We start from the raw sequence: 8,718 nt of genomic DNA, 5'->3' as shown, positions 1-8,718 counted from the left end.
GTTTGCCCTGACACGTAATCGTCGGACTGGATGGTGCCGCTGATCTTCGCGTTGGTGATCGCCGCATCGGCGATATTGGCGCTGGTGATCCACGCGGTGCCGATCAGGGCCTGGTTGATGAACGTCTGCCCGCCTTGGATCACGAACGGCGAGGTCAGCTGCCCGTTCACCAGGTTCACGAACGCGAAGCGATCGGCGGTAAACAGCACCTGGCTCTGGTAGCTGCCATCCGGCTGGTTCTCGATGCCGATGCCCATGCCGGCGGCGTAGTACTGCCCATTGGCCGCGATCTGCAGCTTCAGGCTATACGAGGCGCTGATCTTGCCGTCCACGTCCACCACGGCTTCGCTGACCTGCTGCACCATCGCCCTGGTTTCGCCCACCGATGCCTCGGTGTTGTCCACCCGCCGACCCAGCGCATAGTCCCCACTGGCGATGACTGTCAGCGTGGTGATCGTGCCGGCAAACGAGTCCTCATCGCCCGCGTTCCAGTCCTCGTCGCCAGCGTGCTCAGCGCTGTACTGCGCCACCAGGCCATCTACGCGGTTGCCCACCGCAGTGACCTTGCCGTCTACCTCCGTAACGTCCAGCTCCAGCTTGTCGACCCGCCCGGCCAACGCACCGGCCTCGGCCACGGCATCTCCCACGCTCTTCCACTTCGTGCCCGGCGGCTCCTCGTTGCCGGGGTCGGCATCGGTCCACAACCAGATTTTGCCGTTGTGCACCACCGTCTGGCCCTGCTCATACGTGGCATCGGCAGCCCAGATCAACGGGACGATATCGCTGATGCTCTCGATTTCCGACAGCAACTCCTGCCCCAGCGCGCTCTTGTTGATGAGGCCGGAGAAGTAGGCGTCGTACTCGGTCACGTCGGTGCTCGATTCCGCGCCAACATCCGCGTCATGGAGATGGAGGTGGGCACGCACACCCCCCTGTTCCCGGACCGCGTGCAGCTGTGCTCCACGAAGTCGGCGGAAGACCTGCGCAACCTGATAGCGGCGCGCATCTCCCAGCACCAGCAGGCCGAGCAGGAGCGCCTGGACGCCGAGCGCGAGAAGATCCGCAAGGAGGAAGAGGCTCGCGCGCAGAAGGCCTCGGTCGACGCTGCAGCTGTAGCACCCGAGGCAAAGCAGACCGCAGTGGCGAAAGCTCAGCCCGATCCCGCCGCAGAAGCTGCACGGCATGTGGAACGAAACGGGCCCGACTCGCACGCAAGCACTTTCCCTGGCCACCCCGCCTTCCACGGAATCGAGACAGCAGCCACCGGGCGCGAAGTGGTCAAGATCAAGCTGGGCGACATCAACGCGCGCATCGCCCCGCTCTCGATCAGCGCCGAGGGGCTGGCGCTGCTGGGGTTCAAGCCGATCAACGCCACCGGCGCGGCCAAGCTCTACGACCAGGCGCAGTTCCCGGACATGTGCCGGGCCATGATCCACGGCCTGCAGGACGCGGCCAACAGCTACCCGCTGGCTGCCTGATGGATCTCTGGCGCACCAGCGAACTGCGGGCCCTGCGCCAGATGGAGGGCCGCGACGCGATGACCGTCGCGGCTGCGCTCGGGCGCTCGCCCCGCGCGGTCCAAGACATGGCCCGCTGCCAAGGGATGCCGGTACCGCGCCAGCCTCACGCCCGGTACTGGCCGGTCACCACCAAACGCCGCGCCCGGCAGCTCCGGGCAAGCGGCAACACCGTCAACCAGATCAGCGCCGCGCTGGGTGTCCCGTTCGGGACCGTGCGTCGCTGGGTCTACGAAGGAGCAGCAGCATGAGCCGCCACATCGCCCGCCGCGCCCCCAAGGAAACGGTCGGCTTCGCCTGGGGCCGATTCCCGACCATGGACGGCAGTGCCATCACCTGGCGCCTGTACCGCCGCGACCACCGCCGTGCGCTGCACATGCACACGGAGACCTTCTTTGCCCATGAAGACCGCGCCGTGATCGCTGGCTGCCTGCGCCGCGCGCGCCGGTCCCTGCGCGAAAAGATGGACGACATCGACCTGGTGGCGATGGGGGTGGCGGCGTGAACTTAATCGCCTTGGGAAGTTCCCATCAATTCCTTGATTTGCAAATGTGCAGCCTCGAAAGCCCTTTGGGCGCCATCAACACTGGCTACAAGGCGTTCAAAGACAGCCAGCTGCTCCTCCTTAGTATCAGCAAACAAAAGCGCTTCCGCGTTTCGCGGGCAAAGGTCCGTCATTCCGATACCCATTGCGATCTGCTCACCAAGTTTCTGGGGCAAAAGATTGAGTCGCTGGGTGTTTTCTTTGATCCGTACAAGGCCGGGGCCTTTGGACCATTCAATGAGGTGGTTGATCCTGTCCTGGGTTTTGACGGCCCATTCGAACCCGTTGCCGGTGACCAGTTCCTCAAGAAGATCTGCGTAGGAGGTCTTGGCTTCCAAGATCTCGCCGTATATGAGCGCTGTGAGAACAGCTCTATCGCGCAATCGAACTTCTTCATCGCGCTCCTTCAATTGTTTAGCCAGTTCGTGAGACGCGCGGGCGGTGCTGTTCGAGGCTTTGGTGACGAGCCACACCGCCGCAGCCCCAGCAGCAGCCACGACCACAGCGAACCAGTCCGCCACATTTCCCCAATCTGTCGACAACGGGCATATCGACATCTCGAATTCTCCTCCTTGAAAGTGGAGCGCATTCTGCCATGACCTACATCCATTCGAACGACCGGGTCTACACCGTGAAGCGCGCTCTGGCTGCTGCCGTCGCTCAGAGCGAGAGATGCAAGTCCGACATGGCCCTGATCTACAGCCAGGCGGTGGACAATGGCTGACCGCCCCCACTTGGCATACCAGAAATCTCATAGATGCGACGCTACCCACGGGCGGGTCTCAATCTATGTGCCGCCGATTTTTGCCCGCCAACCACAGTCCTGCGGAGGCAACACTCGCCTTCTCGAGGGCTGCTTCCACGGCTTCCTGCGCCGTCGCGCCTTTCGCAACTATGCGATCCAAGGGCTCGTTAGTGCGCTGCGGCTGAATAAATCCGACTGCTTCAAACGGGCCGGTTCCGAACGTTTCGATCTCCACGTTGAAGTGGCCGACTGGGTACGTCTTCTTCATTGCATTACCTCATCTGTTATTGAACGGAAGCAGATGCTCCGGAGAAGCTCCCTCCTATTCAAGCCGGAGGAGAGCCCGGCATGACAGCGCCCATGGCTGACCAGCTGCTCACCGCTGCAATGGTCCACGTGTTCGCCCTCGCCGGGTTCCTGACCGGCATCGCCACCCTGTGGGCGATCAGCCGCGCATGCCGCGCCGCGCGCAATGGGCTGCGCTGGTGCTGGCGGAGGTGCGCCGCATGATCCACGTCGGAGACTGCCTGGAAGTGATGCGCGGTATGGCCGCCGGTTCGGTGCAGACCTGCGTCACCAGTCCGCCGTACTACGGGCTGCGCGACTACGGCGTAGCCGGTCAGATCGGACTGGAAGACACGCCGGCCGAGTATGTCGCTCGCCTGGTTGCGGTGTTCCGTGAGGTGCGCCGCCTGCTGCGCGATGACGGCACGCTGTGGCTCAACTTGGGCGACACCTACACGCAGTCCGGCCGTGGGCAGGAAGGCGCGGCCGTGACGCTGGAAGGCAACACCGGCCGCAATCGTTCCGCGGCGCTGGGCGCTCTCGGCGCGATGGGAGGGCGCATCAGCGTGCAGGGCCTGGCGCCAAAGCAGATGATCGGCATCCCCTGGCGTGTCGCGTTCGCGCTGCAGGACGACGGCTGGTTCCTGCGGCAGGACATTATCTGGGCCAAGCCAAACCCGATGCCAGAGAGCGTCACCGATCGCTGCACAAAGGCGCACGAATACCTGTTCCTGCTGTCCAAGTCGCCCCGGTACTACTTCGACATGGAGGCCATCAAGGAGCCGGCCGCTGGTGTCAACAACTACCCGCCGCAGGGCGGCCCTGTGCCCGGCGCTCCTGCGCAGTCTCGGCTGCGGCCTGCAGTGCCGCGCGGCGGCTTCGATGGCAAGACCAACGCGCTGCCCGGGCGCGAGGCTTTCCGCGCAACGTCTGAGAAGCGCCACAAGCGCAGCGTCTGGAACGTGGCCACCACGCCATTCAAGGAAGCGCACTTCGCCACCTTCCCCGAGCAGCTGATCCAGCCATGCATCCTGGCCGGCGCACCTGCTGGCGGCCTGGTGCTGGACCCGTTCATGGGCGCCGGCACGACCGCAGTGGTCGCCGAACGCCTCGGCCGGCAGTGGCTGGGCTGCGAGCTGAACCCCGAATACGCGGCGATCGCGCAGACCCGCATCCAACAACAGCAGCCCGGGCTACCGCTGGGGCTGATCGCATGAACACCGCCACCGAGCAGCTGCGCGCTGCGCTGGCCACGAACTGAAGGAGGACCCGATGGGAGCTGCTGAAAAGCTGGACATCGTCGGAAAGGACTGGCTGACCGTGGACGAGGCCGCGCACTACTGCGGCGTGTCACGCAGCCAGTTCGATTCGAACATCGCCGACTACGGCATCGAACCACGAAATTTCATGGGCAAGAAGCTCTACGAGAAGGCTGCCCTCTACTCTGCAATCTACGGCTCCAAGCAATGGTCAAGGTCACAATCTTCTGGCGCGATGGCGCCGCGTACCTCAACTGGCGGGAAGGCGGCAAGCGAAGCCGTGTCGCCATTGGTCGCGTCAGCCCACGCGAGGCTGAGGGCGTACGAGCAGCGAAAGAAGCGGAACTGACCCATGGTGTGCGCATCCTTCCCCGGCTGCCCACCGTCAGGGATTTCCTGGAGGCGTACCTGGATTGGTACAAGGCCGAGCACCCCACCACGCACGGCAAGGCCAAGAGCGAGGTTCGGCTGTTCATTGCCCGCTTCGGCCATCGTCCGATCGACACCCTGCGCCCAATGGAAATGGAGTCCTACAAGACGGACCGCCTGACCAAGGACAAGGTGGCACCGGAGACCGTGGGCAAGGAAGTGCGCAGGCTACAGGCCGCGTTCCGGCGTGGCGTGAAGTGGAAGGAATTGGACTTCAACCCGCTGGAGGAAACCCAGGCGCCGCGCGGCGTCCGCAGCGTAGCGGTACGGTTCTACGACCGGGCCGCGATGCGCAAGCTGTACCGTGCGAACCCCGCGCGGGCACCCCTGTGGCTGTTCATGGCCCACACGGGTCTGCGCCGCGGCGAGGTGGTTGGAATGGGCAAGGATTCGGTGGCCGGGTGCAGACTCAGGGTCGAAAGCGTTCCAGACGAAGATGGCCAGGGACGCACGAAGTCGGGCAAGTGGCGCGAGGTACCGCTGAACCGGTATGCGCGCTGGGCGCTGCGCCGCCTACCCGATCCGCTGGTGGCCGTGCACAAAGACACCGTATCCGACTGGTTCGCGTCCGATGCCAAGCGGGCTGGAATCGGCGGCAGCCTTCACCGGCTACGGCACACCTTCTGCGCCCACATGGTGATGGCCGGAGTTCCGTTGCGAAGGGTGCAGATTCTGGCCGGCCATGCCGATTACGCCACAACCGAGAAGTTCTACGCCCATCTGACGCCTGAGGGCGACGATGGCGCGGTGGCGAAGCTCAGGTACTGAGCAGGACCGTTGGGACCACTGGGACCAAATCCTGTGGATATGCGGGAAACAGTGGGAAATACACACCACTGAGACAGCCTAAGTCGTTGATTTTGGTGACCCCGGCCCGATTCGAACGGGCGACCTTCCCCTTAGGAGGGGGACGCTCTATCCAGCTGAGCTACGGGGCCATGCAGCCGGGAAGTTTACAGGCAACGTGCCCTGCCCTCCAAGCATTCATGTCCGGCCCGGCTCCACTGGCATGTCCGGCCCGGCTCCGCTGGCGCGTTGCACCATGGCCGGACAGGGCGCTCTGCTACCATCGGCGATTCAGTTCATCGCGTCCCCCACCTGCCCGCGATGGCGCCAAACAACGTAACGAAACACAGGAGTCTGCATGTCTTCCGAGCTGCTCAAGTCCCTTGGCCTGGACGCGATCAACGCTGGCACGTACCTGGGCAACGGGGAGTGGTCGAGCGCGACCAGCGGTGAGCTGATCACCCCGGTCAACCCGACCACCGGCGAGCCGATCGCGCAGGTCCGCGCGACCACCGAGGCCGAGTACGAGACCGTCGTCGCCCGCGCCCAGGAAGCCTTCAAGGTCTGGCGCACCACGCCGGCCCCGCGCCGCGGTGAAGCCGTCCGCCTGTGCGGCGAAGCGCTGCGCAGGCACAAGGACGCCCTGGGTTCGCTGGTTGCCCTGGAAATGGGCAAGAGCAAGCCGGAAGGCGATGGCGAAGTGCAGGAGATGATCGACATCGCCGATTTCGCCGTCGGCCAGAGCCGCATGCTGTACGGCTACACCATGCATTCCGAGCGCCCCGGCCACCGCATGTACGAGCAGTACCACCCGCTGGGCCTGGTCGGCATCATCTCGGCCTTCAACTTCCCGGTTGCGGTGTGGAGCTGGAACTCGTTCCTGGCCGCCATCTGCGGCGACGTGTGCATCTGGAAGCCCTCCAACAAGACGCCGCTGACCGCCATCGCCTCGCTGAAGATCTGCAACGACGCCCTGCGCGAAGCCGGCTTCCCGGACATCTTCTTCCTGATCAACGATGCCGGCACCGCGCTGTCGGAAAAGATGGTCGATGACCGTCGCGTGCCGCTGATCAGCTTCACCGGCTCGACCCAGGTCGGCCGCACCGTCAACGAGAAGGTCGCGCGCCGCCTCGGCCGCTGCCTGCTGGAACTGGGCGGCAACAACGCCATCATCCTGGACGAAACCGCCGACCTGAAGCTGGCCGTGCCGGGCATCGTGTTCGGCGCCGTCGGCACCGCCGGCCAGCGCTGCACCACCACCCGCCGCCTGATCGTGCACCGCTCGATCTACGCCGACGTGCTGGCCACCCTGGTCAAGGCCTACAAGCAGGTGGAAGGCAAGATCGGCGACCCGACCGATGCCGCCAACCTGATGGGCCCGCTCAACAGCGACGGCGCCGTGCAGCAGTTCCTCGATGCGATCGCCCAGGCCAAGGCCGCCGGCGGCACCATCGAAACCGGCGGCACCCGCATCGACCGCGCCGGCAACTTCGTGCTGCCGGCGATCGTCTCCGGCCTGAAGAACAGCGACGCCGTGGTCCAGCACGAAACCTTCGCGCCGATCCTGTACGTGATGCCGTACGACAGCATCGACGAAGCCATCGACATGCAGAACGGCGTGCCGCAGGGCCTGTCGTCCTCGATCTTCACCCAGAACCTCAAGACTGCCGAGAAGTTCCTGTCGGCCGCCGGCAGCGACTGCGGCATCGCCAACATCAACATCGGCACGTCCGGTGCGGAGATCGGTGGTGCCTTCGGTGGCGAGAAGGACACCGGCGGTGGCCGCGAGTCCGGCTCGGATGCATGGAAGGTCTACATGCGCCGCCAGACCAACACCATCAACTATTCGGATTCGCTGCCGCTGGCCCAGGGCATCAAGTTCGACCTGTGATGGCAAACGACGCGGACACGTCCGTGGGTCAGAGCCCCTCCGGGGATCTGACCCCAGCGAAGGCTCGGATCCCCGCAGGGGCTCCGACCTTCGATTTCACCGGCCGCCGCGTGCTGATCGCCGGCGGCAGCAAGGGCATTGGCCGTGAAATGGCGCTGGCGTTTGCCGGCGCCGGTGCGCAGGTCTCGGTCTGCGCGCGCGGCCAGGCCGGTCTGGATGCCCTGCGCGCCGATGCACGAGCGCAGGGCGTCGAACTGCACGCGTTTTCCGCCGATCTGGCCGACCCCGGCCAGATCCAGGCCTGGCTGCATGCCGCTGCCGACGCGCTCGGTGGCATCGACGTGCTGGTCAACAACGCCACCGGCTATGGCATGGCCGACGACGAGGACGGCTGGGCCGCCAGCCTGCAGATCGACCTGATGGCCGCCGTGCGCGCCTCGCGCCTGGCACTGCCGTGGCTGCGTGCCTCCAGCGACGCCTGCATCCTCAACCTGTCTTCGATTGCCGCGCAGCAGCCGCGTCCCGGTGGCGCGCCCTATGCCGCCGCCAAGGCCGCGCTTTCGCACTACACCACCTCGCAGGCGCTGGCGCTGGCCAAGGACCGGATCCGGGTGAATGCGATCGCGCCGGGCTCGATCGAGTTCGATGACGGCCTCTGGGACCGCCGCCGCACCGATGACCCCGCGCTGTACCACGGCACCCTGGTGAAGATTCCGTTCGGCCGCTTCGGCCACCCGCGCGAGATCGCCGACGCCGCCCTGTTCCTGTGCTCGCCGCTGGCGCGCTGGGTCACCGGCAGCGTGCTCAACGTGGATGGCGGCCAGGTGTTGATGGGCTGACACCGGCACCCGGTAGCTGCCAACCTTGGTTGGCATGCCTTTCGTCGACCCAGGTCGACGCCTGCCATCATGTCCGCCGGGCATGGGATTGCCGGGGCAGACGCACTATCATGTGCACACTGCCAAGGAGGACCCCGATGAGCGTGGCACCCCGACAGACAAGCGCCCTGGCCGTGGTCAGCCTGGTCATGGGCATCGCCAGCTGGACCGTCCTGCCCTTCGTGGCCAGCATCGTCGCCATCATCACCGGCCACATGGCCCGCGCCGAAATCCGCCGCCGCCCGCACGAACTGGAAGGCGATGGCCTGGCCGTCACCGGTCTGGTGCTGGGCTGGGTGATGGTCGGCGCCGTAATCGCCGCCATCCTGGTCTTCATCCTGTTCTTCGGCGGCCTGGCCTGGCTCGCTGCGATGTCGAACTGAC

Annotated in this window: 14 protein-coding genes and 1 tRNA gene; 11 read left to right on the top strand and 4 right to left on the bottom strand. The window is 65.4% G+C overall.

Annotated elements, in window-relative coordinates; all coding sequences use genetic code 11:
* A partial coding sequence (locus tag DFO63_RS21850; RefSeq protein ID WP_259337473.1) for a DUF1983 domain-containing protein occupies positions 1–869 on the bottom strand: 869 nt, incomplete at its 3' end.
* A gap of 45 nt (positions 870–914) precedes the next feature.
* Here DFO63_RS21850 and DFO63_RS21845 point away from each other — a divergent pair.
* Genes DFO63_RS21845 through DFO63_RS22405 form a run of 3 tightly spaced genes read left to right on the top strand, consistent with a single transcriptional unit; the run spans position 915 to position 2,022 of the window.
* A complete protein-coding gene (locus DFO63_RS21845) occupies positions 915–1,478 on the top strand; it encodes a hypothetical protein (protein WP_147416521.1) in 564 nt (187 codons plus the stop codon).
* Entirely contained in the window at positions 1,478–1,768 is a 291-nt protein-coding gene (locus DFO63_RS21840; RefSeq protein WP_119007877.1) for a hypothetical protein, read from the top strand. The genes DFO63_RS21845 and DFO63_RS21840 overlap by 1 nt, the downstream gene beginning before the upstream one ends.
* Positions 1,765–2,022, top strand: coding sequence for a hypothetical protein (locus tag DFO63_RS22405; RefSeq protein WP_119007876.1), 258 nt, complete (start codon positions 1,765–1,767; stop codon positions 2,020–2,022). The genes DFO63_RS21840 and DFO63_RS22405 overlap by 4 nt, the downstream gene beginning before the upstream one ends.
* Positions 2,023–2,024: 2 nt before the next feature.
* On the opposite strand, the gene DFO63_RS21830 is transcribed toward DFO63_RS22405, so the two are convergent.
* Complete coding sequence (locus tag DFO63_RS21830) at positions 2,025–2,582, bottom strand: hypothetical protein (RefSeq protein WP_147416519.1); 558 nt, start codon at positions 2,580–2,582, stop codon at positions 2,025–2,027.
* A gap of 74 nt (positions 2,583–2,656) precedes the next feature.
* Here DFO63_RS21830 and DFO63_RS22400 point away from each other — a divergent pair, with 74 nt between their 5' ends.
* Entirely contained in the window at positions 2,657–2,785 is a 129-nt protein-coding gene (locus DFO63_RS22400; protein WP_259337472.1) for a hypothetical protein, read from the top strand.
* Between the two features lie 58 nt (positions 2,786–2,843).
* Here the strand turns inward: DFO63_RS22400 and DFO63_RS21825 are convergent, their stop codons facing one another.
* The gene (locus DFO63_RS21825) at positions 2,844–3,074 is read right to left on the bottom strand and encodes a hypothetical protein (RefSeq protein ID WP_119007874.1); all 231 of its coding nucleotides are present in this window, start codon (positions 3,072–3,074) and stop codon (positions 2,844–2,846) included.
* An 80-nt stretch (positions 3,075–3,154) separates the two neighbouring features.
* Between DFO63_RS21825 and DFO63_RS22195 the strand changes: the two genes are divergently transcribed.
* Genes DFO63_RS22195 through DFO63_RS21810 form a run of 4 tightly spaced genes read left to right on the top strand, consistent with a single transcriptional unit; the run spans position 3,155 to position 5,547 of the window.
* Positions 3,155–3,316 (top strand): hypothetical protein, encoded by a 162-nt coding sequence (locus DFO63_RS22195; RefSeq protein WP_182474454.1) that lies wholly within the window; start codon positions 3,155–3,157, stop codon positions 3,314–3,316.
* A complete protein-coding gene (locus DFO63_RS21820) occupies positions 3,313–4,308 on the top strand; it encodes a site-specific DNA-methyltransferase (protein WP_259337471.1) in 996 nt (331 codons plus the stop codon). The genes DFO63_RS22195 and DFO63_RS21820 overlap by 4 nt, the downstream gene beginning before the upstream one ends.
* Before the next feature lie 55 nt (positions 4,309–4,363).
* A complete protein-coding gene (locus DFO63_RS22395) occupies positions 4,364–4,699 on the top strand; it encodes a hypothetical protein (RefSeq protein ID WP_229767336.1) in 336 nt (111 codons plus the stop codon).
* An 8-nt stretch (positions 4,700–4,707) separates the two neighbouring features.
* Entirely contained in the window at positions 4,708–5,547 is an 840-nt protein-coding gene (locus DFO63_RS21810) for a site-specific integrase (protein ID WP_259337470.1), read from the top strand.
* A 93-nt stretch (positions 5,548–5,640) separates the two neighbouring features.
* Here the strand turns inward: DFO63_RS21810 and DFO63_RS21805 are convergent.
* Positions 5,641–5,717, bottom strand: a tRNA-Arg gene (locus tag DFO63_RS21805).
* Positions 5,718–5,923: 206 nt separating this feature from the next.
* Here DFO63_RS21805 and DFO63_RS21800 point away from each other — a divergent pair.
* The 3 genes from DFO63_RS21800 to DFO63_RS21790 all read left to right on the top strand — a co-directional run bounded on the left by DFO63_RS21800 (position 5,924) and on the right by DFO63_RS21790 (position 8,717).
* Positions 5,924–7,456 carry an aldehyde dehydrogenase family protein gene (locus DFO63_RS21800; RefSeq protein WP_049445849.1) on the top strand — a complete coding sequence of 511 codons (1,533 nt, stop codon included), beginning with the start codon at positions 5,924–5,926 and terminating at the stop codon, positions 7,454–7,456.
* The gene (locus tag DFO63_RS21795) at positions 7,456–8,295 is read left to right on the top strand and encodes an SDR family NAD(P)-dependent oxidoreductase (protein ID WP_119007871.1); all 840 of its coding nucleotides are present in this window, start codon (positions 7,456–7,458) and stop codon (positions 8,293–8,295) included. Before DFO63_RS21800 ends, DFO63_RS21795 begins: the two co-directional genes overlap by 1 nt.
* Positions 8,296–8,432: 137 nt before the next feature.
* Positions 8,433–8,717, top strand: coding sequence for a DUF4190 domain-containing protein (locus tag DFO63_RS21790; RefSeq protein ID WP_010484694.1), 285 nt, complete (start codon positions 8,433–8,435; stop codon positions 8,715–8,717).
* Position 8,718: the final 1 nt, after the last annotated feature.

This window comes from Stenotrophomonas sp. AG209 (assembly GCF_003550055.1).
Taxonomy (GTDB): Bacteria; Pseudomonadota; Gammaproteobacteria; order Xanthomonadales; family Xanthomonadaceae; genus Stenotrophomonas.
Note: the sequence above shows the minus strand (reverse complement) of the source record. Positions and strands in the feature narration are given on the sequence as shown.

Coding starts and splice junctions, on each gene's coding strand:
- DFO63_RS21840 (WP_119007877.1), top strand. CDS start 1,478: ATGGATCTCTGGCGCACCAGCGAACTGCGGGCCCTGCGCCAGATGGAG.
- DFO63_RS22405 (WP_119007876.1), top strand. CDS start 1,765: ATGAGCCGCCACATCGCCCGCCGCGCCCCCAAGGAAACGGTCGGCTTC.
- DFO63_RS22400 (WP_259337472.1), top strand. CDS start 2,657: ATGACCTACATCCATTCGAACGACCGGGTCTACACCGTGAAGCGCGCT.
- DFO63_RS21825 (WP_119007874.1), bottom strand. CDS start 3,074: ATGAAGAAGACGTACCCAGTCGGCCACTTCAACGTGGAGATCGAAACG.
- DFO63_RS22195 (WP_182474454.1), top strand. CDS start 3,155: ATGACAGCGCCCATGGCTGACCAGCTGCTCACCGCTGCAATGGTCCAC.
- DFO63_RS21820 (WP_259337471.1), top strand. CDS start 3,313: ATGATCCACGTCGGAGACTGCCTGGAAGTGATGCGCGGTATGGCCGCC.
- DFO63_RS22395 (WP_229767336.1), top strand. CDS start 4,364: ATGGGAGCTGCTGAAAAGCTGGACATCGTCGGAAAGGACTGGCTGACC.
- DFO63_RS21800 (WP_049445849.1), top strand. CDS start 5,924: ATGTCTTCCGAGCTGCTCAAGTCCCTTGGCCTGGACGCGATCAACGCT.
- DFO63_RS21795 (WP_119007871.1), top strand. CDS start 7,456: ATGGCAAACGACGCGGACACGTCCGTGGGTCAGAGCCCCTCCGGGGAT.
- DFO63_RS21790 (WP_010484694.1), top strand. CDS start 8,433: ATGAGCGTGGCACCCCGACAGACAAGCGCCCTGGCCGTGGTCAGCCTG.